The sequence below is a fragment of the Rhizobium metallidurans genome (assembly GCF_014196505.1).
Lineage (GTDB): Bacteria > Pseudomonadota > Alphaproteobacteria > Rhizobiales > Rhizobiaceae > Rhizobium > Rhizobium metallidurans.
Genome location: NZ_JACIDW010000003.1, coordinates 446,654 through 472,287 on the forward strand (window position 1 = coordinate 446,654; position 25,634 = coordinate 472,287).

The window sequence follows — 25,634 nt, forward strand, 5'->3', positions numbered from 1 at the left end:
GGCGGATGCCGTGTGGCACAGCCTATGCATGGAAGAGTGCGATGAACCTTTTTACCGATTTCGAAGCCAGGATTAAAACCGCCCTTGAACAGATCGATCTGGTCAAGGAAAAGCGATCCGAGCTGGATTTCGGACGCATCGCCGTAGAGCCGCCGCGCGATGCGAGCCATGGCGATGTCGCGACCAACGCGGCCATGGTGCTCGCCAAGCCGCTCGGCACCAATCCGCGCGCGCTGGCCGAAATCATCACCGCGAAGCTGAAGGAAGATCCCGACGTTGCCGACGTATCGGTCGCAGGCCCTGGCTTCATCAACATCAGGATCGCCGTCGGCTACTGGCAGCGCCTGCTTGCATCGATGATCTCAAGCGGCACCGATTACGGTCGCTCGACGATGGGTGAGGGCCGCAAGGTCAACGTCGAATATGTTTCGGCCAACCCCACCGGTCCGATGCATGTCGGCCATTGCCGTGGCGCCGTCGTCGGCGACGCGCTGGCCAACCTCTTGTCCTTCGCCGGCTTCGACGTCACCAAGGAATACTACATCAACGATGCCGGCTCGCAGATCGACGTCTTGGCGCGCTCCGTGTTCCTGCGCTATCGCGAGGCGCTCGGCGAAAAGATCGGCGAGATCCCGTCCGGCCTCTATCCGGGCGATTACCTCGTGCCTGTCGGCGAGTCACTGGCGCGTGACTACGGCGTCAAGCTGCACAACATGCCCGAGGATCAGTGGATGCCGCTGGTCAAGGATCGCACGATCGATGCGATGATGGCGATGATCCGCGAGGATCTCGATGCCTTGAACGTCCATCACGACGTGTTCTTCTCCGAGCGCACGCTGCACGCCAATGGTGCCGCCGCCATCCGCACGGCCATCAACGACCTGACCTTCAAGGGCCACGTCTACAAGGGCACGCTGCCGCCGCCGAAGGGCCAGTTGCCGGAAGATTGGGAAGACCGCGAGCAGACGCTGTTCCGCTCGACCGAGGTCGGCGACGACATGGACCGTCCGCTGATCAAGTCCGATGGCTCCTACACCTACTTCGCCGCCGACGTGGCCTATTTCAAGAACAAGTTCGATCGCGGCTTCAGCGAGATGATCTACGTGCTCGGCGCCGACCATGGCGGCTACGTCAAGCGCCTGGAAGCGGTCGCGCGCGGCGTGTCGGAAGGCAAGGCCAAGCTTACCGTTCTGCTGTGCCAGCTCGTCAAGCTGTTCCGCGATGGCGAACCGGTCAAGATGTCGAAGCGTTCGGGCGACTTCGTCACGCTGCGCGACGTGGTCGAGGAAGTCGGCCGCGATTCGGTGCGGTTCATGATGCTGTACCGGAAGAGTTCCGAGCCGTTGGACTTCGATTTCGCCAAAGTAACGGAGCAGTCGAAAGATAATCCGGTCTTTTACGTACAGTACGCGCATGCCCGCTGCATGTCGGTCTTCAGGCAGGCCAGGGAGGCGTTTCCCGACCTCGACGTATCTCCCGAAACCCTTGCGAAAGCGGTGTCTGGGATAGCGGATCCTGCGGAATTACAATTGGTTGCGAAGGTTGCCGAGTTCCCTCGGCTGGTCGAGGCGGCGGCTCAGTCGCAAGAGCCGCATCGTGTCGTATTCTACCTCTACGATCTCGCCAGTTCTTTCCATGCGCATTGGAATAAAGGCAAGGATCAGGTAGACTTACGATTTATTAACGATAAGAGCCGAGAGTCTAGTATTACCAGACTAGGGCTGGTGTACGCCGTTGCGTCCGTTTTGAAGTCGGGTCTTGCCATCGCAGGAACGGCTGCGCCGGAAGAGATGCGGTAGCGTCACCATTTACCCACAATGCGCTGGCACGAAACCTTTGCATTTGCGAGTGGATGAGTATGGCAGATAAACAGCGGGCGTATGACACGCGTAACGATGCGAACCTCTTTGCTGACGACGATCCCCTTGCGGAGCTTGCGCGTATCGTCGGTTTTGAGCCCCGTGTAGCGGCGAACACCGTCGAGGCGGCTCCAAGGCAGGAACCGGCCTTCAATCTCGAGGACGAACTGCTGCGCGAGTTCGAGCGCTACGACGCTCCGACCGCGCCGGCCGTCGTCGATCATCCGGTCGAGACGGCCTACGCTCAGCCTGAGCCGGTTGTTTATGCCGAGCCTGAGCCCGTCACCTACGACGAGCCAGAGCCGCAATACGAGCAGCAAACGCCCCGCTATGAGGCTGAGCCTGTTCAGTACGAAGCGCCAGTTGTTTCGGAACGGGTCGAAGCCGACAGTCTGCCGGTTTTCGAGCAGCCGGATGCGCGCGCGGTTCTCTCGTCCGCCGATTGGGCGGCAACCGTGTCGAGGCCCGTCGAGCCCGTCTCCGGCGGCGCTCGTGACCTGATCGAGGAGCTCGAGCTTTCCATCAGCGCCGCGCCGACGCCTATGCAGCCTGCGAAGGCGCCACAGTGGTCGGCGGCAAGCATCCGCTTGCCGATCGCCAATTTCCATCCTGCTCGCCGCGAAGAGCCGGTCGTGTCAGCACCTGTTGCCGCCCCGGCACCGGTGGTCGCCGCCGAGCCTGTGCCCGCCGCTCCGCGCCGCGAAGCCGCGTTCGAAGCGCCGGCCGCCGCGAGCTTCCCGGCCGAGATCGATCGCCATGAACCGGCGCTCGTCGTCGAACAGCCGGTCGTGGAAGCGTTCGCCGAGCCTGTGGTCGATCACAGCGCCTTCGATCTGGCCGCCGCCGCCAAGGACGGCGACGTCAAGGCCGATGCCGCGCTGACGGAAGTCGCCGCAGAGGCCGACGACATCAACTTCGATATCGATGACCTTCTCGCCGATGTCCAGCAGTACCCGGTTGTCGCGCGTGAAGCCGCGCCGGTAGCGGTGCAGCCGGTCGTTCCGGCTCCGGTCGCGCCAGCCCCGGTGGCCCCTGTCGTCTCGTCGCCAGTTGCCGCGCGTGCCTATATCCCCGCGCCGCCCGTCGCGGTCGCGCCGGTTGCGGCAGCGCCCGTGGCGCCTCGCCATGTGCCCGAGCCGCGGATGGTCGCCGCCAAGGCCGTGCCCGATGCGGAAGACCCGTTCGCCGGCCACGACTTCGAGCTGGATCTCGAAGGTATCGAGCTCGAATTGGCCGACCTCGATTTCGTCGAGCCCGTCGTGGCCGAGGAGATCGTGCAACCGAAGCCGCAGCCTGCGCCGGCACCCGTGGCCTACCAGCCGGCGGTCCGCCAGCCGGAGCCAGCCGCCCGCCCGGCGCCCGCGCCGTACCAGCCATCCGCTCCCGCGCCGGCCTATCAGGCCCCCGTCTATCAGCAGGCCCCCGCCTATCAGCCGGCATCGGCACCCGCCTACCGTTCGCCCGAGCCGGCAGCCCCCGCGGCGCCGTCCTACCGTACGCCGGCGCGTGCCGCCTACATGACGGAAGAACTGCCTTTCGATCCGTCGATGATCTCCGACGCGGAGTATCAGACGGAAGCGGTCGAGATGCATGTTCCGACGCTCCCGCCGGTCGAAAAGCATGAGCCGGTCCCGGCGATGTCGGATTTCGATTTCGACGTCGATTCGGAGATCGCCAATCTTCTGGCGCCCGCAAAGCCGGTAGATGCGCCCGCCAGACCGGCCCAGGACATGCGCGTGCGCGGCCAGGCCTCCGTTGCTCCGGCCGCGTCCGTTGCCCGCCCGCAGCCATCACAGCCGCAGGCACAGAGCTTCGATGAATTCGAGCGCGCGCTCGAGGAAGACTTCCGTCGCAGCGTCAACGAGCCCGTGCAGCAGCGCCGTGATACGGTGTCCGAGGTCCAGATCCAGTCGGCAAGCGACGCCGAGGATATGAGCCGCGCCCGCTCGATGAAGCGCATGCTGGCGGCGGCCGCCGTCATCGTCATCTTCGGCGGCGTCGCCTATGCCGGCTACTCCTTCCTGGCGCGCGACGGCGGCATCAGCATCGCCACCGGCGAGCCGCCTGTCATCGTCGCCGACAAGGACCCGGTCAAGGTCGTTCCCGAAAACCCGGGTGGCAAGACCGTCCCGAACCAGGACAAGGCCGTCTATGACAGCGTTGGTGGTGCAGCCGCCGAGGCGCCGAAGCAGAAATCGCTGGTTTCCAGCGACGAGCAGCCCGTCGATGTCGTTCAGCGCACGCTGACGCCCGAAACGCTGCCCGAAGACAACGACGCGCCGATGCCTTCGATGTCGACGCCCGTTGGCGACACCCAGGATCCGCGTCTGCTGCCGAACAACGACGCGACCGACACGGCTGCTGCCAATCCGTCGGATGCCGATCGTTCGCCGTCGGTCTCGGCGCGCAAGGTCCGCACCATGATCGTCCGGCCCGATGGCACGCTCGTCGCCCGCGACGAGCCGGCACCGGAGCCCACGATACCTTCGCTGCCGAAGCCCACCTCCGTGCAGACGCAGAAGATCACGGCAGGCGCCGCGTCGTCCGACGCCCCGACAATCGAACAGCTGGCGTCGGCCGATATTCGCTCGACGCCGGTCGAAGGCACGACACCGACCGCGAAGCAGGCTTCGGAGAACGTGCTTGCCAAGGCCGCATCGGCATCGCCTGACAACGTCAACCCGCCGGTTCGCGCCGTAACCTCCACCAAGAGCGACACCGCGCCTGCATCCCGTCAGGGCACTGCTGCTCTGGCCCCGGCAACCGCTGCGGCCCAGGCTCCGAAGGAAGTCGCGGCCGTTCCGCCGGCGGCGGCTCAAGCCCAGCCCACGGCGGCTGCTCCTGGAAGCTACGGTGTCCAGATCGCATCCTTGCCGTCTGAAGCCGAAGCGCAGAAGTCCTATGCCAGCCTGTCGAAGAAGTTCGGCGGCGTACTGAGCGGCATGCCTTACGAGATCCGCAAGGCCGAGGTCGCGGGCAAGGGCACCTACTACCGCCTGCGTATCACCGCCGGTTCCAAGGACGAAGCAGCGGCGATCTGCGAGAAGTATCGCGCGGCCGGTGGCTCCTGCCTGATTTCGAAGTAAGTCTCGAAACTGGATCGCTTGAGAGCGGCGGGGCATACCCGCCGCTCTTTTCGTTTGCGCCGTTCTTTTTTGTGAATGGCAGTTGACGCTGCTCGCATTTCGCCATGGCGTCTCTATGATTCGGGTATGACCGAATCAAAAGCGATGATCCTTGGCTGTAGCGGCCTTTCCCTGACGCCCGAAGAAAAGGCCTTCTACGCGGGCGAACGCCCCTGGGGCTTCATCCTGTTCGGCCGCAATATTTCCGAGCCGCGGCAGATAACAGACCTCGTGGCCGAGATGCGCGAAAGCGTCGGCTGGCACGCGCCGGTACTGATCGATCAGGAGGGCGGCCGCGTCCAGCGCATTCGCCCGCCGATCCTGCCGCATTATCCCTCCGGCCAGCAGCTCGGCGACCTCTATCGGGCGGATCAGGAAAAGGGCAGGCGCGCGGCCTGGCTGATGTCGCGCCTGCATGCCTTCGATCTCTCGAAATTCGGTATCAACGTCGATTGCCTGCCCGTGCTGGATGTCCCCGTCGAAGGCAGCAGCAACGTCATCGGCAACCGTGCCTATGGCATGGACCCGAAGACGGTGACCGACATGGGCATCGCCGCCTCCGAGGGCCTGAAGGCGGGCGGCGTTCTCTCCGTGATGAAGCACATGCCGGGCCACGGTCGTGGCTTTGCCGATTCCCACCACGAGCTTCCCGTTGTCCGCGTCTCGCGCGAGGAACTGGAAGCCCACGACTTCCCACCGTTCATCGCCATGAAGGACGAGTTGATGGCGATGACCTGCCATCTCGTTTTCACCGCGATCGATGCCGATAATCCGGCCACCACCTCGCGCAAGGTCATCGATGGGATCATCCGCGAGCATATCGGCTTCAAAGGCCTGTTGCTTTCCGATGATAGTTCGATGAACGCGCTGAGCGGCACGCTTGGCGAGAGGGCGGCGAATATCATTGCGGGTGGCTGCGATATCGTGCTGCATTGCAACGGTCATATGGATGAGATGCTTGAGGTCGTCGCCAACGTGCCGCTGCTCAAAGGCGCCGCGCTCGAGCGCGCCAGGCGTGTGGAGCAGGGGTTCCCGACGGCCGATGGTGCCGACGAGGCCGCGATCCGCGCCGAATTCGATGCGATGCTTGCGACGGTCTGACCGCGAAAGGAACGAGACGACGTGACGACGACAAAGGTTCAGGAACGCCCGCAGACATCGGCAACGCCGATGGACAAGCTGTGGCAGGATGGCGGCGCCGACCGTGCCTCTACCGATCCGGCCCTGTTGATCGACGTCGCCGGCTTCGAAGGCCCGCTCGACCTGTTGCTTCATCTCGCCCGCACGCAGAAGGTCGATCTGTCCCGCATCTCGGTGCTGGCGCTCGCCGAGCAATATCTGCTGTTCATCGACAGCGCCCGCCGTATTCGCATCGAGCTCGCGGCGGACTATCTGGTGATGGCGGCATGGCTCGCCTACCTGAAGTCGCGCCTGCTCATTCCGCAGCAGATCAAGGACGACGGCCCCTCCGGCGAGGAAATGGCGGCATCGCTGGCGTTTCGCCTGAAGCGCCTCGAAGCCATGCGAGAGGCGGCGGGCGGTCTCGTCAACCGCAATCGTCTCGGCCGCGACGTGCTGGCCCGTGGCGCTCCCGAACATATCCCAGATCGCCACCAGTCCGCCTACGACGCCAGCCTTTACGATCTCCTGACCGCCTATGCGTCGCTGCGCCAGCGTCAGGCTGTCACGCAGGTCACGATCGCACGCCGCACCGTCTGGTCGCTCACCGAGGCACGTGAACTGCTCACCCGCCTGATCGGCGAGGTCGGTGACTGGACGGCGCTCGAACAGCATATATTGACCTACATGGTCTCGCCCGAGGACCGGGTGACGGCGATCGCCAGCGCCTTTGCCGCGTCGCTCGAACTCGCGCGCGAAGGCAAGATCGAGATACGCCAGGAAGGTGTATTCGAGCCGATCTACATGCGGCGCGGGCCAAACCATGGCACGATGCAGGTCGTTGAACAGGAGCGGCCGGCTTGACCGATCTGGAAGACGCCAACCTGGAAGACGGCGACAACGAGCGCGGCAGCGGCCGGGCCGAGGAAGACGCTGTCCGCGACGAGCTGGAAGCGGCGCGCATCGCCGAGGCGCTCGTCTTCGCCTCCGCCCAGCCCGTCTCGGAAGCCTTCATCGCCGATCGCCTCCCCAAGGTGTTTGACGTGCGCGCCATCATGCTGCGGCTGCAGGAAGAATACGCCCATCGCGGCGTCAATCTGGTGAGGGTCGACGATGCCTGGGCGTTTCGCACCGCCGCCGACCTCTCCTTCGTCATCCGCCGCGACGAAAACGAGGTGCGCAAGCTGTCGCGCGCCGCGCTCGAGGTTCTCGCGATCATCGCCTATCACCAGCCGGTGACGCGCGCCGAGATCGAGGATATCCGAGGCGTTCAGACCTCGCGCGGCACGCTCGATGTGTTGATGGAGGCCGGGTGGGTGCGTTTTCGCGGCCGCCGCCGCACGCCGGGACGTCCCGTCACGCTCGGCACCACCCGCGACTTCCTCGATCACTTCGGGCTTGAGGAACTGCGCGATCTGCCGGGTCTCGAGGAATTGAAGGGGGCAGGGCTGCTCTCCGGTCGCATCCCGGCCAACTTCAACATTCCGTCGCCATCGATGAACGATGAGCTGACCGAGGACGAAGATCCGATCACGCAGCTGGATCTCGAGGAACTGGGCCTTCTGGCGCCCGGTGGCGCGCCTGAGGAATAGTCGGCGCCGTGTCTTTGTTTCGCCACGCCGAGCGAAAACAATTGTCTTCACGACTTTTCGACCGAGGACTATCTTGTCACGATGGTCGATACCGTGACATTAAGCGTCTATCTACGGGGAATTAGATGTTGGATTTGATGTCGGGTATTCTTACATCAATAGAACATCACAACAGGAGTTAGCGTAATGGGTTCTTTTAGCATGTGGCACTGGCTGATCGTTCTGGTCATCGTGCTGTTGCTTTTCGGTCGCGGCAAGATTCCGGAGCTGATGGGCGATGTCGCCAAGGGCATCAAGAGCTTCAAGAAGGGCATGACCGACGAGGATGCGCCTGACGCTTCGAATACGACCGCCGCAGGCAAGACCGTCGATCACAAGGCCGACGAAACGAAGTAACCACGTCCGGGCAGCGCCGCCCCCGCGTTTCCCGTTCAGGAGCCTTGAATGTTCGATATTGGCTGGACCGAGCTGCTTGTCATCGCGGTCGTATTGATTGTCGTGGTGGGTCCCAAGGATCTTCCCCCGATGCTTCGCGCTTTCGGCAAGATGACGCAGCGTGCCCGCAAGGTCGCCGGCGAATTTCGTGCCCAGTTCGACGAGGCGCTGCGCGAAGCCGATATGGACGACGTGCGCCAGACGCTGAACGACGCCCAGAAGCTCAATCCTGTCAACACGTTGCGCGAGGCGATGAACCCGCTTCGCCAGATGGGCAACGAGATCAAGGCCGATCTCCAGCGCTCGACATCGGTCGATAACAACTCGGAAGCGCCGCTCGGCCTGATGCCGGCGCCAGAAGTCGCACCGACCGGGACGCCATCGGTCATGCCTGCGCCCACTCCCGTGCCGGCTGCCTCGGCGGCCGTGCCCGCGGCCACGGCGAAACCGGCCCGCAAGCCACGCGCCAAGGCCGCCGATAAGGCCGACGCCGTTGCCGCCGTCGCGGTTACGGCCGAAAAGCCGAAGCGTGCTGCTGCCAAGGCGGCGCCGGCTCCGGCAAGTGCTCCTGCGGCACCTGCCAAGGCTGTTCCCGCCAGGAAGACGGCCGCCGCCAAGCCGGTAGCCGCCGCGACAGCCGCGCCGAAGAAAAAGAAAGATGAAGCATGAGCGGTGATATCGAAGACAAGCCGCAGCCGTTGATCGAGCACCTGATGGAGCTGCGCACGCGGCTCATGTGGTCGATCGGCGCCTTCTTCGCCGCTTTCATCGTCTGCTTCATTTTCGCCAAGCATCTCTTCAATGCTCTGGTCGTCCCCTACAAATGGGCGGTCCAGTGGGCGAACCTGGATGTCTCCAAGGCGCAGTTGATCTATACCGCGCCGCAGGAATTTTTCTTCACGCAGGTGAAGGTGGCGATGTTCGGCGGCCTCGTCATCGCCTTCCCGATTATCGCCGCGCAGATCTACAAATTCGTGGCCCCGGGTCTCTACAAGAACGAGCGCTCGGCCTTCCTGCCGTTCCTGATCGCCTCGCCGATCCTGTTTTTGATGGGGGCGGGGCTCGTCTACTTCTTCTTCACGCCGATGGTCATGTGGTTCTTCCTGACCATGCAGCAGGCGCCGGGCGAGGGGGATGTCGCCATCTCGCTGCTGCCGAAGGTCTCGGAATATCTCAGCCTCATCATGACGCTGGTCTTCTCCTTCGGTCTGGTCTTCCAGCTTCCTGTTATTACTACGCTGCTTGCCCGCGTCGGCCTGCTGACGTCGGACTGGCTGCGCGAAAAGCGCAAGTTCGCGATCGTCATGGCCTTCGTCGTCGCGGCGGTCCTGACGCCGCCCGATCCGATGTCCCAGATCGGTCTTGCGCTGCCGACCATCATTCTCTACGAGATTGCCATCTACGCGGCGCGACTCGTGGAACGCCAGCGTGCGCGCGATGCGGCCACCGAGGCTGAAGGGTCCCAGGACGTTGCCAAGACGGACAACGTTTAGCGTCACCGCAATTCCTCGATGAGCGCTTTCCAATATCCGGTCGAGGCCCGGTCAGGCTTCGGCCGGGTCATCCTTTTTGCAACGACCTGGAACGACGATGCTCGATATCAAATGGATCCGTGAGAATCCCGAAGCCCTCGACGCGGCACTTGCCAAGCGTGGTGCCGAGCCCCTGTCCGAAGGCCTGATCGCGCTGGACGAGAAGCGCCGGGCCGCCGTTCAGAAGGTCCAGGACATGCTGTCCCGCCGCAACGCCGCCTCCAAGGAGATCGGTGCTGCCATGGCGCAGAAGAACACCGAGCTGGCCGAGAAGCTGAAGGCCGAGGTCGCCGACCTCAAGGTCTTGCTGCCGGCCGCCGAGGAAGACGATCGCGCCTTTTCCGAGGAGTTGAACGACGCCCTCTCGCGCATTCCCAACGTCCCCCATGACGACGTTCCCGTCGGCAAGGACGAGGCCGACAACGTCGTCACCCGCGTGACCGGCGAAAAGCCGCGCTGGAACCACACGCCGAAGGAACACTTCGAGATCGGCGAAGCTCTCGGCTACATGAGTTTCGAGACCGCCGCCAAGCTTTCCGGCTCGCGCTTCACCGTCTTGACGGGCCCGCTGGCGAGGCTGGAGCGGGCGCTCGGCCAGTTCATGATCGACCTGCACACCAGCGAACATGGGTACACCGAAGTCAGCTCGCCGCTGCTGGTGCGCCCCGAAGCGCTGTTCGGCACCGGCAACCTGCCGAAGTTCGAGGAAGACCTCTTCAAGACGACGGACGGGCGCTATCTGATCCCGACCGCCGAGGTCACGCTGACCAACCTCGTGCGCGAGGAAATCCTCGAGCAGGAAAAGCTGCCGCTGCGCTTTACCGCACTGACACCGTCCTTCCGCTCGGAAGCGGGCTCGGCCGGCCGCGACACGCGCGGCATGCTGCGCCAGCACCAGTTCTGGAAGTGCGAGCTGGTCTCGATCACCGACGCCGAAAGCTCGATCGCCGAGCATGAGCGCATGACGGCTTGCGCCGAGGAAGTGCTGAAGCGCCTCGGCCTGCATTTCCGCACGCTGACGCTCTGCACCGGCGACATGGGCTTCGGCTCGCGCAAGACCTACGACCTCGAGGTCTGGCTGCCCGGCCAGAACACCTACCGCGAAATCTCGTCCTGCTCGGTCTGCGGCGATTTCCAGGCGCGGCGCATGAACACGCGCTATCGCGGCAAGGAAGACAAGACCAACCGCTTCGTTCACACGCTGAACGGCTCCGGTACCGCCGTCGGCCGCTGCCTGATCGCGGTTCTGGAAAACTATCTGAACGAGGATGGTTCAGTGACCATTCCCGATGTGCTGGTGCCTTACATGGGCGGCCTGACGAAGATCGAAAAGGCGGCCTGAGACCATGCGCATTCTGCTTACCAACGACGACGGCATTCACGCGGAAGGCCTTGCGGCGCTGGAGCGGATTGCGCGCACACTGTCGGACGACGTCTGGATCGTCGCGCCCGAGACCGACCAGAGCGGTCTCGCGCATTCGCTGAGCCTGTCGGAGCCGCTGCGCCTGCGCAAGATCTCCGACAAGCACTATGCGCTGCGCGGCACGCCGACCGATTGCGTCATCATGGGCATCAAGCAGGTGATGGAGATTAAGCCCGATCTCGTTTTGTCCGGCGTCAACGCCGGTTCGAACGTCGCCGACGACGTCACCTATTCGGGCACGATCGCCGGTGCCATCGAAGGCACGATGCAGGGCGTACGCTCCTTTGCGTTGAGCCAGGCTTACATTCGCGAGGGGGATCACCGCGTCCTTCCCTGGGAGGTCTGCGAGACCCATGCCCCGGCGCTGCTGCGCAAGCTGATGGCGGTCGATCTGCCTGAAGGGACCTTCCTCAATCTCAACTTCCCGAATTGCGCGCCTGAAGAGGTCGAGGGCACGGAAGTGACCGCGCAGGGCAAGCTCGCCTTCAATCTGGAGGTCGATGCTCGCGCCGATGGTCGCGGCTTCCCCTACTATTGGTTGAAGTTCGGCGAGCGCGCCGGCGCTTTCGTCGAAGGCACGGACGTCAACGCGCTCAAGAATAGAAAGATCTCGGTAACACCTTTGAAACTGGATCTGACCGATTATTCCGTACAGGACCGCGTGACGCGGGCGCTTTCGGGTACGGAGTAAATCGCATTGGCGGCACGTCTGGTGGAGAAGGAAGAGTTTGCGGCGCTCGTTCTGAGGCTGCGGGCCGAAGGCGTGTCAGACCTTGATTTGCTGACGGCGGTCGAGCAGGCGCCGCGCTCCCTCTTCGTGCCGCCGCAGTTCGCCGAACAGGCCTATTCCAGCCGCACGATCCCGATCGAATGCGGCTCCTTCCTCGAGGGTGTCGATTTCGCCGTCCGCGTCCTGCACCAGCTGAGGGTCAAGCCCGGCCAGCGGGTGCTGGAAGTGGGGACAGGCAGTGGTTTCATGACGGCTGTGATCGCCCGCATGGCCGAGCGGGTGCTGACCATTGACCGCTACAAGACGCTGACCGCCAACGCCCAGAAGCGTTTCGAGGCGCTGGGTATCCGCAACGTCATTGTTCGCCAGGCCGATGGCAGCGGCGGCTTGCAGGGTGAGGGCACCTTCGACCGTATTCTGGTGACCGCCGCCTTCGAAAGCATGCCGCGCTTCTATGCCGATCAGCTGGTCTCCGGCGGCTCGATGATCGCTCCGCTGATCATCTCCGAGACCGAGTGCCGTCTCGTTCGCCTGACCAAGACCGGCAGCCGCTTCGAGCGCGAGGAGTTATTCAACTCCCCATACTTGCCGATCGTTCCCCGCGTGGCGTCGCAGCTCTGATCGCGCCTGTCGCTATGGTTAGCGATTTGTCAAAAAACGCAGGTCAATCCCTCCGCCTTAACCGGTTGGTAATGCTAACGCGCTTTAATCATACCCACAAATGGTTGCGTTATTCAGTGGGTCGAGTGTCATGCGTTTCAGCGTTTCGCCTAAGTTCGGGAAGTCTGCCGGTAATGCCCTGATCGTGGCTCTCCTGGCGAGTGCTGCATCAGGCTGCAGTTCAGATGTGACACGTTTCGGCGGTCTGTTTTCTTCGTCCGGTCAGGACCAGATAACGACGAATTCCATTCCTCGGCGCAGCATGAGCGGCCTCCAGGCCGATCCGGTGCCGCAGGCGGATATGCAGGGCGGCGCGATGCAGCCCAGCTATGCGAACAACAACAACTCGATGAACCAGCCGTATCCGAGCCAGCAGCCGGCCTATGGGTCGAGTGCACGCATGGCATCCGCTCCGGTTTCGGTTCAGCGCTCCGAGCTTGCCGCGCCAGGCGCGGTGTCGCAGGCGCCGATGTCGCCTGCACGCGAAAAGCAGGTCGCCCTTGCGCAGCCTTTCCCGGGCAACGACGCGCCGCAGCGTACCCAGACGATCGCGCCGCCGAAGCGCGACACCGACACCGTCGTCACCGGGTCGATCCCGAGGACGTCGGGCTGGTCCGCGACCAATGCGCCTTCCGTGACCATGCGTCCGGGCGAAAGCATCGCCATTCTCGCCAACCGCTACGGCGTTCCCGAAAAGGAAGTGCTGCGCGCCAATGGCCTGAAGACCGCGGCCGCAGCCAAGCCCGGCCAGATCATTCTGATCCCGACCTTCAACGGCGGCAACGCCGCCAAGGCATCCACCCAGTCGCGTGATCTCGCGAAGGGCGGTCAGGCGCCGCAGCCGACCAAGAGCCAGGAACAGAACCTCGCGCTCATCCCGACCGGCTCGAACGCCTCGCGTGACAAGTCGATGGCGGATGCCGATCAGTCCGGCAAGGCACCTGTCGGCGCCGGCCCGAAGGGCGCGGGTGGCACCTACGTCGTCAAGTCGGGCGACTCTCTCGCCAAGATCGCCAAGGCGACCGGCAACAGCGTCGACGACATCAAGGCGGCCAACGACCTGACCGCCGGCTCGATCCGCATCGGCCAGGAGTTGAACATTCCGAACGCCAGCGCCGCCGCCACCGATACCATCAAGACCGCGTCGATCCAGCCAAAGGCGGAACCCAAGCCCGCCGCCCAGCCGGCGGTCGCTCCGGAAACGGCAGCCGCCCAGCCTGCCTCCTACAAGGCACCCGCCGCGACCGAAAGCGTCAGCGACGTCGCCAAGAAGGAAGTGGCGTCGGCCGCACCCGAGGCCACCGGCATCGGCAAGTATCGTTGGCCGGCCCGAGGCGCGGTCATCGCGGCCTATGGCGCCAACGTCAACGGCAGCCGCAACGACGGCATCGACATCTCTGTCCCGCAGGGCACCCCGATCAAGGCGGCTGAAAACGGTGTGGTCATCTACGCGGGCAATGGCCTCAAGGAACTCGGCAACACGGTTCTCGTCCGCCACGACGACGGCACCGTCACCGTCTACGGCAACGCCGATACGCTGAGCGTTACGCGCGGCCAGAAGATCCAGCGCGGCCAGACGGTCGCCGTCTCGGGCATGAGCGGCAACAACGTCAAGCAGCCGCAGGTTCACTTCGAGGTCCGCAAGGACGCGACGCCGGTGAACCCGATGACGTTCCTCGAGTAGGTCACGACTTTCCTCGAATAGATATTGCGTATCGAGGACAACGCAAAAGCCCGGCCGAAGCCGGGCTTTTGTCGTTATGGTAAGCGGCAAGCTGAGCTTAGGAGCGGTCGAGCGCGATCCGCTTTCGGCCGGCGAGGTCCTGGATATACTGCCAGGCGACGCGGCCCGAGCGGGCGCCGCGCGTCGTTGCCCATTCCAGCGCTTCGGCATGCAGCACCTCGCGGTCCAGCGGCAGCTTGAAGTGCGCGGCATAGCCGTCGATCATCGTCAGATAGTCTTCCTGGCTGCACTTGTGGAAGCCGAGCCAGAGCCCGAAGCGGTCCGACAGCGAGACCTTCTCCTCCACCGCCTCCGACGGGTTGATCGCCGTCGACTGCTCGTTCTCCATCATGTGGCGCGGCAGGAGATGTCGCCGGTTCGAGGTCGCGTAGAACAGCACGTTGTCGGGCCGGCCCTCGACGCCGCCGTCGAGCGCCGCCTTCAGCGACTTGTAGGCGGTGTCGTCATGGTCGAAGGAGAGGTCGTCGCAGAAGACGATGACCCGGTGCGGCGTGTCCTTCAGCAGGTCGAGCAGCACCGGCAGGCTGGCGATATCCTCGCGGTGCACCTCGACGAGTTTCAGCGAGACGCCGGTTTCGCGTCTAACATCTTCGTGAACGGCTTTCACCAGCGACGACTTGCCCATGCCGCGCGCGCCCCACAGGAGCACGTTGTTGGCGGCATAGCCTTCGGCGAAGCGCACGGTGTTTTCATGCAGGATGTCACGCACCCGATCGACGCCGCGGATCAGCGCCAGCGCCACGCGGTTTGGGCGCGAAACAGGCTGCAAATGCTGGCGCGCGGGGGCCCAGACGAAGCAATCCGCCGCGTTCCAGTCGTTGAATGCGGGCGGCGGTCCCGCGAGCCGTTCGACGGCATCGGCAAGGCGGCGAAGCTCGCCGAGAATGATGCTGTTGACGTCTTCGGCCATGGTGTTTCCTCCTTCGCGCGCACGCGGCTGTGCGCCAATCGCTTTTCGTAGCCGGGTAGCATGGCCTTTTACATGCGGAAAGGTTATGAGGCAGCGGAATCGGTACGGTTTTCGGCTGTTTCAGTTGCAATCGCAAAGACCATAATTATAGTCCGGCCACCGAGAAAAAAGGCGACGTTCCGCCTCCGGAAAAGTTTGAGGAGTTTAGCATGTTCATCACCCCGGCATTCGCCCAGGCCACCGACAGCGCGGCGTCGCCGTTCGGTTCCGGCTTCGAAATGATCATCCTGTTCGTGCCGCTGATGGTCGTCTGGTATTTCCTGCTCATCCGTCCGCAGCGCGCCCAGGCCAAGAAGCGCGACGAAGCACTGAAGGCGATCCGTCGTGGCGACCAGGTCGTGACCTCCGGCGGCCTCGTCGGCAAGGTGACCAAGGTGATTGACGAGCGGGAAATCGAAGTCGAGATTGCCGATGGCGTCCGCGTCCGCATCGTGCGTACCGGCGTCTCCGAAATCCGCGTGAAGGGCGAGCCCGTAAAGGCCGACGCCGCGTAGTCATCACGCATATCCACGAACCGGATCGCCCGGATCTGACATAGTCGAGAGAAAATGCTTCATTTTTCCCGCTGGAAGACCGTTCTGATCTGGTTTGTGGTGCTGGTGGCCGTGGTGATCGCGGCCCCCAATTTTCTGCCGCTGGGGCAGTCCGGCTCGATTTCGTCCTGGCTGTCCAAGCACCGCGTCGTGCTCGGCTCCGATCTCAGGGGCGGTACGCACCTCGTCTTCCAGGTCGATCGCGCCGATGTCGCGCGCCAGAAGCTGGTGGTGACGGTGGGCGAGATCAGTCGCCGGTTGCGTCAGGCCAATATCCGCTACACCGGCCTCACCGGCAACGATCAGACCGTGACGGTCAAGATCGCCGACCCCAAGCAGATCGACGCCGCCGTCGCCGCGCTGAAGGAACCGGCCGCCGGCACCGGGAACGGCCTGCTCGGCGGCTCGGCGCGGGATGTCACGCTCACGCAGGCCGCCAGCGGCGATCTCACGATCCAGATCGCCAATGCCGCCATCGACGGCGCCATTTCGGCGGCCCAGACCCAATCGATCGATATCGTCAGCCGCCGCATCTCCGGCCTCGGCAACCCGGATTTCGCGATCAAGCCCGAGGGCGCAGATCGGCTGGATGTGCAGGTCTTCGGCGAGGTCGATGCCGAGCGTCTGAAGAATATCCTCAACGAACCCGCCAAGCTCTCCGTGCGCATGCTCGACGCAACCATGTCCGGACAGGACGCGGTCAATGGTCGCTGGCCGGCGAGCTCGGAGGTTCTCTATTCGCTGGATGATCCGCCGGTTCCCTACCTCGTCGATCGCACCGACTTCATCACCGGCGCGAACATTGTCGATGTCCAGTCGGTGGCCGATACGCAGGCCGATACGGTGTCGATCAGCTACGTGCTCGACGCCGAAGGCACGAAACGCCTGGCGGAGAAGACACAGCAGAACACCGGCGGCTACCTCGCGATCATCTTTGACGATCAGGTCATGGCGTCGCTTCCGATCACCGCGCCGATCCTTGACGGGAAGGGCGCGATCCCGGTCAGCTACACCGAAGAAGGCGCCAACGATCTGGCGCTCATGCTGCGCGCCGGCGCCCTACCGGCGACGCTGACCGCGGTCGAGGAGCGTACGGTCAGCGCCGCGCTTGGCGCGGAATCGGCGCGGGCAGGGCTCGTCGCCGGCATTGTCGCGGCCATTCTCGTCATCGGCCTGATGTTCGGCTTCTATCGCGGCCTCGGCGTGATCGCGGCCCTGTCGCTGCTCTTGAACCTCGTCCTCATCCTCGCGGTGATGAGCCTCATCGGCGCCACGCTCACCTTGCCGGGGATTGCCGGCATCGTCCTGATCATCGGCATGGCGGTCGATGCCAATGTCCTGATCTACGAGCGCATCCGCGACGAGGCGAAAACCGGCAGGCCGTTTTTCGAGGCGATCGACTATGGCTTCTCTCGGGCGATCATGACGATCCTCGACGCCAACGTCACCATCGTCATCGCCGCCGTCATCCTCTACTTCCTCGGCAACGACGCCGTGCGCGGCTTTGCCGTTACGCTTGCCGCCGGCATCCTGACCACCATCTTCACGGCCGTCACGCTCACCCGCTGGATCGTCGTCACCTGGCTGCATCGCCGGCATCCGAAGCATCTGCCGAAGGATGTCCACACCGGCATCTTCGATCGCGCCAACATCCGCTTCATGGGCATCCGCCGCTACGTGTTCACCGCCTCGGCCGCACTTTGCGTCGCCGCCATGGTGGGCTTCGCCGCGGTCGGAATGCATCTCGGCATCGATTTCGCCGGCGGCTCGATCGTCGAGGTCAAGGCCAGGCAGGGCGCGGCCGACATCGGCGATATCCGCGCCCGCCTCGGCGATTTGCCGATTGGAGACATCGAGGCCCGCAGGCTCGCGGATCCCTCGGGCGCACTGGTCCAGCTGGAGGCGCAGGGCGGCGGCGAGAATGCCGAACAGTCGGCGGTCACGCTGGTGCGCGACGAACTCGGCACCGATTATGATTTCCGCCGCGTCGAAGTGGTGGGGCCCGCCATATCGGGCGAGCTCACCCGTGCCGCCTCGCTCGGCGTGCTGGCGTCGCTCATCGTCATCCTCGTCTATATCTGGATGCGCTTCGAGTGGCAGTTCGCCGTCGGCGCCATCGTCGCCACGCTGCACGACATCATCCTGATCCTCGGGCTTTTCGTGCTGACAGGCATCGAGTTCAACCTGACGAGCGTCGCGGCCCTTCTGACCATCATCGGCTATTCGCTCAACGATACCGTCGTGGTCTACGACCGCATGCGCGAAAACCTGAAGCGCTACCGCAAGATGCCGCTGCCGATCCTGATCGACGCGTCGATCAACCAGACGCTGTCGCGCACCGTGCTGACCGCGGCCACCACCATGCTGGCGCTGCTCGCGCTCGCGCTGTTCGGCGGCGAGGTTATCCGTTCCTTCGCCTTCATCATGCTGGCTGGCGTTGCCATCGGCACGTTTTCCTCCATCTACATTGCCGCACCGGTGCTGATCGTCTTCAAGCTTCGCCCGGATGCGCTCGACAACGACAACGACAAGAAAGTACCGGAACCGGCCGCCCAGCCCGGCAAGCCGGCAGTGTGAGAATATGGCAAGAGGCATAGAAATACGCGAAGCGCATTTTCCCGGTCGCGCTCCGATCGATACCTACGGGAACGGCGGCTTCCGCTTCGCCGACATGTCGCATCGCGGTTCGATCCTCTGCCTGCCGTCGGGCATCCATGGCTGGAAGATGGACGCGACCATGCCGCTGTCGATCGAGAACCTGCAGCGCGTGCTCGACGAGGCGTCCGAAATCGAATTCCTGCTGCTCGGCACCGGCGTCGACATGCGCCCGATACCGGCCGACCTCAAGGCGGCGCTGAAGGGCGCCGGTATTTCCTCGGATTCGATGAGCACCGGCGCGGCGGTGCGCACCTTCAACATCATGCTGATGGAATCACGTGCCGTCGCGGCGGCGCTGATCGCGGTCTGACGAATGGCCGATCAATCCTCGACGAACCAGGACATCTGTCTGGCGATGCTGCGCGACAGCGATCGCGACCGTTATCTTGCCTGCCTCCTGTCTCCGCAAGACAAGCGCGGCGCGCTGGCGGCACTTTACGCCTTCAACGCCGAACTCGCCCGTATCCGCGACCTCGTGCATGAGCCGCTTCCCGGTGAGGTCCGCATGCAATACTGGCGCGACCTGCTTCAGGGAACCGCCCACGGTTCCACCGAGGCCAATCCGGTGGCCGCGGCACTTCTGTCGGCCATCGAGACCCACCGCCTGCCGCGCCAAACGCTTCTCGACATGATAGACGCCCGCGTTTTCGACCTTTACGACGATCCGATGGAATCGCGCGGCGCGCTTGAAGGCTATGCCGGCGAGACGGCCTCGGCGCTGATCCAGCTGGCGAGCCTGATCCTGTCACCGGACGATGCGCCGAAGTCGGCCGAAGCGGCCGGCCATGCCGGCGTCGCCCAGGCGATGGCGGGTTTGCTGCTTTTGATGCCGCTCCATCGCCACCGGGGGCAGATCTACATCCCGCTTGAAATCCTGTCGGCGACCGGCCTCGATCGCGACAGCTTTCTTGACGGCGGGGACAAGACGCGCGTTTCGGCCGCCATCGAGGCCTTTGCCGGGCTTGGGCGGGATCATCTCGCCAAGGCACGCAAGGTCGCCATCCCGCAGCCGCTCCTTCCGGCCTTCCTGCCCGCGGCACTGGCCGGGCCGGTGCTGTCGAAGGCGCAACATGTGGGGGCGGGGCTGTTCGAGAAAACGGTGCAGCAACCGCAATGGCGCCGCCAGATCGGCATGACGATCGCGTTGATGCGCGGGAAAATCTGACGCTTGTCCAAACTCGCGCAAGCCTCGCGCGTTATAGCTGTCATGATCGCCTGCCTTGGATGGCCTGTTTTGGATGGAGTGTAACGTGAGCATTTTCGCCTGGGTCGTTCTTTTCTCGCTTCTTGCTCTCCTGGCCCTTGTCGCCGTGCGCATGTCGTCGAAGCATGAGGCGCAGGGCCTGGATGACGCGGGCTTCGCCATTATCGAGTTCAACCGCGCCTTTCCGACCGAGGCGATCCGCTCGCTGCAGGCGACCGCGAACGGCGAGGTGGTGTTCGTTCGCCTGCACGACAACAAGACCGGCTTCATGCGCAACATGCAGCGCCACTACTCCTGCCAGGTCATCCAGCCCGGCCGGGTGCGCGTCCAGAGTTCCGATACCGGCAAGGGGCTGACGCTCGAGTTCCTCGATGCGCGGCACCAGAACGGCACCTTCGAATTCGCGTCGCCGAAGGAGGCGTCGGAAGTCGCCCTCTGGCTGCTCGGAAACTACGTCGCCGAGCCCGATCGCGAGCTGCCGCTTACCGATCCGACAGCCGCCAATCACCGATAAATGCACCTTTCGACTTTCAATCGAAACCGTGTCCGGCCACCCGCCAGACTTGCGGCGACGCCCGCTCGTACCTACCTCTATCGTGTCATATTGCCCGGTGCCCCAAATTGGAGCATCTTTCGCGCGCTCAGCGAAACGGTATGACTTTCGACAACTCATTGGAGGTAGGTATGCTTGCGATAAACGATGTTGCCCCTGATTTCGAAGCGCAGACCACCGAAGGAACCATCAATTTTCACGATTGGATTGGTAGTTCCTGGGCGGTCCTGTTCTCGCATCCCAAGGATTTCACGCCCGTGTGCACCACGGAGCTGGGCTATATGGCGAGAATCAAGCCGGAATTCGACCGGCGCGGCGTGAAGATCATCGGCCTCTCCGTCGATCCGCTGGAGCGTCACGACGGCTGGATGGACGACATCGAGGAAACGCAGGGCACGCGACCGAACTACCCGATGATCGCCGACGTCGATTTCAACGTGTCGAAGCTCTACCACATGCTGCCGGCGGCCGTGTCGGGCGATCCGACGGTGCGCACCGCCGCCGACAATCAGACGGTTCGTAACGTCTTCGTGATCGGGCCCGACAAGAAGATCAAGCTGATCCTCGTCTACCCGATGACGACAGGCCGCAACTTCGACGAAGTCATCCGCGTGATCGATTCCCTGCAGCTCACGGCAAAGCACAAGGTCGCGACGCCCGCCAACTGGCAGAACGGCGGCGACGTCATCATCGCCGGTTCGGTCTCCGACGAGGATGCGAAAAAGCAGTATCCAGACGGCTGGGCGGCGCCGAAGCCCTATATCCGCATCGTGCCGCAGCCGAAGGGATAATATAGACCGCGCGCAGGAGACGCAGATGATCTTCCGTCAGCTTTTCGACCCCGCATCCAGCACCTACTCCTACCTGATGGCGAGCAGGCGGGGCGGGGAGGCGCTGATCATCGATCCCGTGCTGGAAAAGGTCGATCGGTACCTGCAGCTCATCCTCGAGCTTGACCTGAAGCTGGTCAAGGCCGTGGACACGCATCTTCATGCCGATCACATCACGGGTCTTGGCGCATTGCGCGACAAGACCCACTGCACGACTGTCATGGGCGAACAGACCAAGGCTGATGTCGTTTCGATGCGCCTGTCCGACAACGACAAGCTGACGATCGAAGGCCTGTCGCTCGATGTCATCTACACGCCGGGCCATACGGACGATAGCTATAGCTTCGTGTTGCCCGACCGCGTCTTCACCGGCGACACGCTGCTCATCCGGGGCACCGGCCGCACGGATTTCCAGAACGGCGATCCGCGCGCCCAGTTCGAATCCATCTTCGGCCGCCTTTTGAAGCTTCCCGACACGACGCTGGTCTACCCCGCCCACGACTACAAGGGCGACACGGTTTCGACCATCGGCGAGGAAAAGGCCTTCAACCCGCGCCTGCAGGTGCGCTCGGCCGACGAATATGCCGATCTCATGAACAACCTGAAGCTCTCCAACCCGAAGATGATGGACGTGGCCGTGCCGGCCAACATGAAGATCGGCATGGATCATCACGACGTCGACAGTCGCGGATGGTCGTTGAGCGTCCGACAGGTCTTCGATCTCATGGGCAGGCCCGATGTCACGCTGATCGATCTGCGCGAGGACAGCGAACGCCAGCGCCACGGCGTCATCCCGACATCGCTGCATTTTCCCTATCCGGCGCTCGCTGAAAGCATCGGCGCCGGCGGCGTTCTGCATGAACTCGGCGTATCGACCACCAAGCGGCTGGTCTTCTACTGCGCCTTCGGTGAACGTTCCGCCATGGCGGTTCAGGCCGCGCACGACGCCGGCATCGCATCCGCCTGCCACATGGAGGGCGGCATCGATGCCTGGAAGAAGGCCAACGGGCCGGTCACCCACTGACCTGTCTTGCCTTATGGGCAGAGCCGCCTGATCACTATTCGGATCAGGCCGTTTCGCCGAGCCACGCCGCGCAATCCGAGAGCGCCCGCTTGGCGATCAGCTGCCGCTTCATGATCGTCTTGTCCTTGCCGCGGAAGCGCTTCACGCCCTCCGGCTTGACGATCGAGCCCGGCTCGAGTTCCGGGAACAGCCCGAAATTGATGTTCATCGGCTGGAAGGAGCGCTTGCCCGGTTCCTCGTCGTTGCTGAGATGCCCGCCGGTGATATGGCCGAGCAGCGAACCGAGCGCGGTCGTTGCCGGCGGCAGCGAGACTGCTTCGCCCTTGCGCTCGGCGGCCGCGAACCGGCCCGCGAGCAAGCCGACGCTGGCGCTCTCGACATAGCCCTCGCAGCCGGTGATCTGGCCGGCGAAGCGCAGGCCCGGTCGCGACTTGAGCGTCAGCGAACCGTCGAGCAGCGTCGGCGAATTGATGTAGGTGTTGCGGTGCAGGCCGCCGAGACGTGCGAATTCGGCGTTCTGCAGCCCCGGGATCATCTTGAGGATCTCCGTCTGCGCGCCGTATTTCAGCTTCGTCTGGAAGCCGACCATGTTGTAGAGCGTACCGAGCGCATTGTCCTGGCGCAGCTGCACGACGGCATAGGCCTTCACCGTCGGATTATGCGCGTTGGTCAGCCCCATCGGCTTCATTGGCCCATGGCGCAGCGTCTCGCGGCCGCGCTCGGCCATGATTTCGATCGGCAGGCAGCCATCGAAATAGGGCGTGCCTTCCCACTCCTTGAAACCAACCGTGTCGCCGGCGATCAGCGCGTCGACGAAGGCATTGTACTGCGCTTCGTCCATCGGGCAGTTGATGTAGTCCTTGCCCGTGCCACCGGGGCCGACCTTGTCGTAGCGCGACTGATACCAGCAGATATCCATGTCGATGCTCTCACGATAGACGATCGGCGCGATGGCGTCGAAGAAGGCGAGGGCGTCGGCGCCGGTTTCGGCCTGGATGGCGCTGGCAAGCGCAGGCGCCGTCAGCGGACCGGTGGCGACGATCGCCAGGTCCCACTCCTTCGGCGGAAGACCGGTGATCTCCTCGCGCACCACTGATATCAGCGGATGATCGTGCACCGCCCGGGTGACGGCCTCCGAGAACCCGTCGCGATCTACAGCCAGCGCGCCGCCGGCCGGCACCTGGTGCTTGTCGGCGCAGGCCATGATCAGCGATCCCGCCATGCGCATCTCCGCGTGGATGACGCCGACGGCATTGGCGGTCGCATCGTCCGAGCGGAACGAGTTGGAACAGACGAGCTCGGCCAGATGGTCCGTCTTGTGCGCATCGGTGCCGCGCACGCCGCGCATCTCGTGCAGGATGACGGGAACGCCGGCGTTTGCGATCTGCCACGCGGCTTCGGAGCCCGCGAGCCCGCCGCCGACGACGTGGATGGGAGAATGGGAAGAGGTCTGGGTCATGCGCGGCTGATTATCACGGCGCGCCATGACAGCAAACTGGATATTGCCAGGAAACCGGATATTTGAGCAGCAACTGCCGCCCAACGGTGGCCCCCACCATTCCCTAGAGATCGAGCTCCAGCCGCGTCTCTCCCTTGGCCGGAACCGCGCAGCAGATCAAAGCCTCATCCTTGGCCACTTCGGCCGTCGGTTGCCTCGTATAGGCGACCGAGCCCGACAGCACCTTGGTCCTGCAACTGCCGCAATTGCCGAGCCGGCAGCTGAATTCCGGCTGCAGCCCGCGTGCCTCGGCGAGCTCCAGCAAGGTGCCGGCCTCAGGCTCCCACCGGGCTTCCTTGGCCGATTGCATGAAATAGACAGGCACCGGCACATCGGCCGCCGCCTGAACCGCTGGCGAAGGAGCCTCGACCGACGCGCCGCCGGACCGCGAGAGCGACGCGACGCCGAACGCTTCCGCATGGATCCTGCCATCGGAGACATTAAGACCACGCAGCCCGTCATAGACCGACTGCATGAAGCCCGGCGGGCCGCAGAGGTAGAAGTCGTAATCGTTGAACGGCAGCGCGGCACTCAGGAGCGCCATGTCGATCCGCCCCTGCGCGTCGTATTCCTGCCCCTCGATCGCGCCCGAGATATCGCCGAGCACGCGAACCAGCCTGACCACCCCGCCGGAAGCAGCGACAAGCGCTGCAATCTCGTCGTCGAAGGCGCGCTCGGCCTTGCTGCGCGCGGCGTAGAAAAGCCAAACCGGCCGTATCCTGCGCTTGCGCAATCCCTCGTAGACGACATGCCTGAGCATGGCGAGCAGGGGCGTGATGCCGATACCCGCCGCCAGCATCACCGCCGGCCGCTGCTCCAGCGCATCGATGCCGAACGTACCACCAGGCGCACGCGCTTCGATGATATCGCCGACACCAATGTTATCGTGCAGGTGGCGCGAGACGACACCCTCCCGCTTCACGCTTATGCGGTAACGGTTGTCGGACGGCGCCACGGAGAGCGTATAGGTCCGGATCAGCGGGCGATCCTCGCCGGCAACAGCCACGCGGATCGGCAGATACTGGCCGGCATCATGCGCGATCAGTCCGCCGCCATCCACGGGCTCCAGGTGGAACGAGCGGATGCCGGCACTCTCATCGACGATTGCTCCCACCCGCAACCGCCGCCAGCGCTGCGCCATCTCGGCGGCACGGATGCGTCCGGCGGCTGCCTCCCAGTCGCCCGTCATCAGCGCGTTCGGCGATTGCCCGTCGGCGCGCGATTGCCAGCGCAGCGGCAACGCATCGGCCCGGTAGACGACACGACGGGGGCGGAAGCGCCAGAGCCGTTCGGCACCCTGAAAGGCCGCGATCTCCGGCGAATCCAGAATGACCTCGGCGTTACCGGACAGTTGCAGCAGGTCGCCGCTATCGAAATCGACGAATACAAGCCCCGCGCGGCCATTGAGGAGAATGTTGCCGAGCGTGTTGAAGAACAGATTGCCGGCGAAGTCCGGGATCGTCAGAACCCCGTCCTCGCCGATCCGCACGAAACCCGGCTTGCCGCCCCTGTGCGACACATCCACCTGCCGCCCGCCATCGCCATGTTCCGAATAGGAGGCGACGAAGAACGCATCCGACTTCGCGATCAGCGCCATCGCCCGCGCATCCAGCGCGTCCGCGACCACCGGCGGCACGGCCGAGGATAAGCCCGGCTCGCGGCTGAAGCCGAAATCGCGCAGCTGGATGTATTGCGGGCAGTTGCCATAGGACTGCACGACGCCGACATCGAAACGATCCGCCGCGTTGCGCGCGATATTGCCGTTCAGCCGGTTGCGACGGCGCGTCTGCAACTCGATCCCCAGCATGCCGATCGGGTCGCCGTCCTCCATCCCCCGGTCGGCCGGATCGTCGGCCTCGCGCTTGAGCTTGACGCTGAGTGTGGAGGGATCGGGGCTACCCAGGAAACCGGGATAGTTCGCCCGCAGCGTCGCCCACGGATTGCCATCGGCATCGACGGAGCCGAGTACGATGAAGGGAAGCTGCGGGTAGAACTGGCGGTGCTGGTCGATCAGATGGTCGCGCACCACGCGCGCGCCCAAATCCTTCATGTGCTCCGCGACGCCGGCCCTCTCCTGCAGGGCAATCTCCCCGTCATGCCACGGGGAAGGCTTTTGGGTCTGCTTCAAGACAAGCATGACATTCT

The 25,634-nt window shown here is 64.0% G+C and carries 22 protein-coding genes; 19 read left to right on the forward strand and 3 right to left on the reverse strand.

The features are described from left to right. Positions 1-41: 41 nt before the first annotated feature. From argS to GGQ67_RS09020, 12 genes are all read left to right on the forward strand, one after another. A complete protein-coding gene (gene argS, locus GGQ67_RS08965; protein WP_183899798.1) occupies positions 42-1,799 on the forward strand; it encodes an arginine--tRNA ligase in 1,758 nt (585 codons plus the stop codon). Between the two features lie 59 nt (positions 1,800-1,858). Beyond that, positions 1,859-4,945 carry an SPOR domain-containing protein gene (locus GGQ67_RS08970; protein WP_183899799.1) on the forward strand — a complete coding sequence of 1,029 codons (3,087 nt, stop codon included), beginning with the start codon at positions 1,859-1,861 and terminating at the stop codon, positions 4,943-4,945. A 126-nt stretch (positions 4,946-5,071) separates the two neighbouring features. Next, a complete protein-coding gene (gene nagZ / locus GGQ67_RS08975; RefSeq protein WP_183899800.1) occupies positions 5,072-6,085 on the forward strand; it encodes a beta-N-acetylhexosaminidase in 1,014 nt (337 codons plus the stop codon). 69 nt (positions 6,086-6,154) lie between these two features. Beyond that, the gene (locus GGQ67_RS08980; RefSeq protein WP_183899896.1) at positions 6,155-6,967 is read left to right on the forward strand and encodes a segregation and condensation protein A; all 813 of its coding nucleotides are present in this window, start codon (positions 6,155-6,157) and stop codon (positions 6,965-6,967) included. Between the two features lie 20 nt (positions 6,968-6,987). Further along, on the forward strand, positions 6,988-7,695 hold the full coding sequence (scpB, locus tag GGQ67_RS08985) for an SMC-Scp complex subunit ScpB (protein WP_183899897.1): 708 nt from the start codon (positions 6,988-6,990) through the stop codon (positions 7,693-7,695). Between the two features lie 186 nt (positions 7,696-7,881). Beyond that, positions 7,882-8,091, forward strand: coding sequence for a twin-arginine translocase TatA/TatE family subunit (locus tag GGQ67_RS08990; protein WP_183899801.1), 210 nt, complete (start codon positions 7,882-7,884; stop codon positions 8,089-8,091). Positions 8,092-8,139: 48 nt separating this feature from the next. Further along, positions 8,140-8,799, forward strand: coding sequence for a Sec-independent protein translocase protein TatB (gene tatB / locus GGQ67_RS08995; protein ID WP_183899802.1), 660 nt, complete (start codon positions 8,140-8,142; stop codon positions 8,797-8,799). Beyond that, complete coding sequence (tatC, locus tag GGQ67_RS09000; RefSeq protein ID WP_183899803.1) at positions 8,796-9,623, forward strand: twin-arginine translocase subunit TatC; 828 nt, start codon at positions 8,796-8,798, stop codon at positions 9,621-9,623. Before tatB ends, tatC begins: the two co-directional genes overlap by 4 nt. Before the next feature lie 97 nt (positions 9,624-9,720). Next, positions 9,721-11,004, forward strand: coding sequence for a serine--tRNA ligase (gene serS / locus GGQ67_RS09005; RefSeq protein ID WP_183899804.1), 1,284 nt, complete (start codon positions 9,721-9,723; stop codon positions 11,002-11,004). A gap of 4 nt (positions 11,005-11,008) precedes the next feature. Next, positions 11,009-11,776 (forward strand): 5'/3'-nucleotidase SurE, encoded by a 768-nt coding sequence (gene surE, locus GGQ67_RS09010; protein WP_183899805.1) that lies wholly within the window; start codon positions 11,009-11,011, stop codon positions 11,774-11,776. A gap of 6 nt (positions 11,777-11,782) precedes the next feature. Beyond that, positions 11,783-12,436 (forward strand): protein-L-isoaspartate(D-aspartate) O-methyltransferase, encoded by a 654-nt coding sequence (locus GGQ67_RS09015; protein ID WP_183899806.1) that lies wholly within the window; start codon positions 11,783-11,785, stop codon positions 12,434-12,436. Positions 12,437-12,566: 130 nt separating this feature from the next. Then, positions 12,567-14,159: a peptidoglycan DD-metalloendopeptidase family protein gene (locus tag GGQ67_RS09020; protein WP_183899807.1), complete on the forward strand. Its 1,593-nt coding sequence runs from the start codon at positions 12,567-12,569 to the stop codon at positions 14,157-14,159. A gap of 97 nt (positions 14,160-14,256) precedes the next feature. Here the strand turns inward: GGQ67_RS09020 and GGQ67_RS09025 are convergent, their stop codons facing one another. Beyond that, positions 14,257-15,129 (reverse strand): ATP-binding protein, encoded by an 873-nt coding sequence (locus GGQ67_RS09025; RefSeq protein WP_183899808.1) that lies wholly within the window; start codon positions 15,127-15,129, stop codon positions 14,257-14,259. Between the two features lie 209 nt (positions 15,130-15,338). Here GGQ67_RS09025 and yajC point away from each other — a divergent pair, with 209 nt between their 5' ends. The 7 genes from yajC (at position 15,339) to GGQ67_RS09060 (ending at position 21,991) form a co-directional block, all read left to right on the forward strand. Further along, entirely contained in the window at positions 15,339-15,683 is a 345-nt protein-coding gene (gene yajC / locus GGQ67_RS09030) for a preprotein translocase subunit YajC (protein WP_183899809.1), read from the forward strand. 54 nt (positions 15,684-15,737) lie between these two features. Further along, positions 15,738-18,299: a protein translocase subunit SecDF gene (gene secDF / locus GGQ67_RS09035; protein ID WP_183899810.1), complete on the forward strand. Its 2,562-nt coding sequence runs from the start codon at positions 15,738-15,740 to the stop codon at positions 18,297-18,299. A 4-nt stretch (positions 18,300-18,303) separates the two neighbouring features. Then, on the forward strand, positions 18,304-18,690 hold the full coding sequence (locus GGQ67_RS09040; protein ID WP_183899811.1) for an Mth938-like domain-containing protein: 387 nt from the start codon (positions 18,304-18,306) through the stop codon (positions 18,688-18,690). Positions 18,691-18,693: 3 nt separating this feature from the next. Beyond that, on the forward strand, positions 18,694-19,545 hold the full coding sequence (locus GGQ67_RS09045; RefSeq protein WP_183899812.1) for a phytoene/squalene synthase family protein: 852 nt from the start codon (positions 18,694-18,696) through the stop codon (positions 19,543-19,545). A gap of 85 nt (positions 19,546-19,630) precedes the next feature. After that, a complete protein-coding gene (locus GGQ67_RS09050) occupies positions 19,631-20,098 on the forward strand; it encodes a hypothetical protein (protein ID WP_183899813.1) in 468 nt (155 codons plus the stop codon). A 170-nt stretch (positions 20,099-20,268) separates the two neighbouring features. Next, positions 20,269-20,928, forward strand: a complete 660-nt coding sequence (locus tag GGQ67_RS09055) for a peroxiredoxin (RefSeq protein ID WP_183899814.1) — start codon at positions 20,269-20,271, stop codon at positions 20,926-20,928. Between the two features lie 25 nt (positions 20,929-20,953). Next, positions 20,954-21,991, forward strand: coding sequence for an MBL fold metallo-hydrolase (locus GGQ67_RS09060; protein ID WP_183899815.1), 1,038 nt, complete (start codon positions 20,954-20,956; stop codon positions 21,989-21,991). A 43-nt stretch (positions 21,992-22,034) separates the two neighbouring features. Here the strand turns inward: GGQ67_RS09060 and trmFO are convergent, their stop codons facing one another. Both trmFO and GGQ67_RS09070 read right to left on the reverse strand, forming a co-directional pair. After that, positions 22,035-23,450 carry a methylenetetrahydrofolate--tRNA-(uracil(54)-C(5))-methyltransferase (FADH(2)-oxidizing) TrmFO gene (trmFO, locus tag GGQ67_RS09065; RefSeq protein WP_183899816.1) on the reverse strand — a complete coding sequence of 472 codons (1,416 nt, stop codon included), beginning with the start codon at positions 23,448-23,450 and terminating at the stop codon, positions 22,035-22,037. A 103-nt stretch (positions 23,451-23,553) separates the two neighbouring features. Beyond that, on the reverse strand, positions 23,554-25,626 hold the full coding sequence (locus GGQ67_RS09070) for a 2Fe-2S iron-sulfur cluster-binding protein (protein WP_183899817.1): 2,073 nt from the start codon (positions 25,624-25,626) through the stop codon (positions 23,554-23,556). Positions 25,627-25,634 lie beyond the last annotated feature (8 nt).

What these genes read in the sequence shown, in the direction of transcription:
- argS (WP_183899798.1), top strand. Translation starts at nt 42, where the DNA reads ATGAACCTTTTTACCGATTTCGAAGCCAGGATTAAAACCGCCCTTGAA.
- GGQ67_RS08970 (WP_183899799.1), top strand. Translation starts at nt 1,859, where the DNA reads ATGGCAGATAAACAGCGGGCGTATGACACGCGTAACGATGCGAACCTC.
- nagZ (WP_183899800.1), top strand. Translation starts at nt 5,072, where the DNA reads ATGACCGAATCAAAAGCGATGATCCTTGGCTGTAGCGGCCTTTCCCTG.
- GGQ67_RS08980 (WP_183899896.1), top strand. Translation starts at nt 6,155, where the DNA reads ATGGACAAGCTGTGGCAGGATGGCGGCGCCGACCGTGCCTCTACCGAT.
- GGQ67_RS08990 (WP_183899801.1), top strand. Translation starts at nt 7,882, where the DNA reads ATGGGTTCTTTTAGCATGTGGCACTGGCTGATCGTTCTGGTCATCGTG.
- tatB (WP_183899802.1), top strand. Translation starts at nt 8,140, where the DNA reads ATGTTCGATATTGGCTGGACCGAGCTGCTTGTCATCGCGGTCGTATTG.
- tatC (WP_183899803.1), top strand. Translation starts at nt 8,796, where the DNA reads ATGAGCGGTGATATCGAAGACAAGCCGCAGCCGTTGATCGAGCACCTG.
- serS (WP_183899804.1), top strand. Translation starts at nt 9,721, where the DNA reads ATGCTCGATATCAAATGGATCCGTGAGAATCCCGAAGCCCTCGACGCG.
- surE (WP_183899805.1), top strand. Translation starts at nt 11,009, where the DNA reads ATGCGCATTCTGCTTACCAACGACGACGGCATTCACGCGGAAGGCCTT.
- GGQ67_RS09020 (WP_183899807.1), top strand. Translation starts at nt 12,567, where the DNA reads ATGCGTTTCAGCGTTTCGCCTAAGTTCGGGAAGTCTGCCGGTAATGCC.
- GGQ67_RS09025 (WP_183899808.1), bottom strand. Translation starts at nt 15,129, where the DNA reads ATGGCCGAAGACGTCAACAGCATCATTCTCGGCGAGCTTCGCCGCCTT.
- yajC (WP_183899809.1), top strand. Translation starts at nt 15,339, where the DNA reads ATGTTCATCACCCCGGCATTCGCCCAGGCCACCGACAGCGCGGCGTCG.
- secDF (WP_183899810.1), top strand. Translation starts at nt 15,738, where the DNA reads ATGCTTCATTTTTCCCGCTGGAAGACCGTTCTGATCTGGTTTGTGGTG.
- GGQ67_RS09040 (WP_183899811.1), top strand. Translation starts at nt 18,304, where the DNA reads ATGGCAAGAGGCATAGAAATACGCGAAGCGCATTTTCCCGGTCGCGCT.
- GGQ67_RS09045 (WP_183899812.1), top strand. Translation starts at nt 18,694, where the DNA reads ATGGCCGATCAATCCTCGACGAACCAGGACATCTGTCTGGCGATGCTG.
- GGQ67_RS09055 (WP_183899814.1), top strand. Translation starts at nt 20,269, where the DNA reads ATGCTTGCGATAAACGATGTTGCCCCTGATTTCGAAGCGCAGACCACC.
- GGQ67_RS09060 (WP_183899815.1), top strand. Translation starts at nt 20,954, where the DNA reads ATGATCTTCCGTCAGCTTTTCGACCCCGCATCCAGCACCTACTCCTAC.
- trmFO (WP_183899816.1), bottom strand. Translation starts at nt 23,450, where the DNA reads ATGACCCAGACCTCTTCCCATTCTCCCATCCACGTCGTCGGCGGCGGG.
- GGQ67_RS09070 (WP_183899817.1), bottom strand. Translation starts at nt 25,626, where the DNA reads ATGCTTGTCTTGAAGCAGACCCAAAAGCCTTCCCCGTGGCATGACGGG.